General features: G+C 68.5%; 1 protein-coding gene. It reads left to right on the forward strand.

The window, feature by feature from the left end; translation table 11 throughout:
• Window positions 1-76 precede the first annotated feature (76 nt).
• Window positions 77-464 (forward strand): hypothetical protein (locus G3I78_RS48140; protein WP_164436949.1); only part of this gene is annotated, 388 nt, incomplete at its 3' end.

A 464-nucleotide genomic window follows, 5' to 3' on the forward strand; every position in this document is an offset into this window, starting at 1 on the left:
GAGAGCGGAGATTGAGGAACGGCTACGCGCCCAGGCGGGGGGAGAGGGGGACCCGAGAACGCTCGCGACTCTCGAAGTGGCGGCCGCGATCGCACGTTTGGTCGAGATCGCGCAGGACGACGATGCCGCGCTTCGTACTGCGGCATGGGCCCTCTTGCAGCGCTCCCACGTGCTGCCCCCGTCGGAGGGTGCCTCCGCCCGGTGGACGGCTGCGGGATTGTTCGCCCGATGCTTTCTGGGCGGGGCTGAGGCCGAGCGGTTACCGGGAGATCTGCTGGACGAGATCGTCAACGAGGCCGGACGCCAGGCGGTTCCCGCGTTGCGTGAGGCCATCCGGACGAAGGATCTTCCCGGCATCGAGACGCAGCTTCAGTTGTGGCGGCGAATAGTGGGGGCCTGCCGGGAATCGCATCGCCATCGCGCCCTTCTGCTGACGAACTTGGCCGCCGTCCTGCAGGCGCACG

The sequence above is a fragment of the Streptomyces sp. SID13726 genome (assembly GCF_010548375.1).
In the GTDB taxonomy this organism is placed as follows: Bacteria; Actinomycetota; Actinomycetes; order Streptomycetales; family Streptomycetaceae; genus Streptomyces.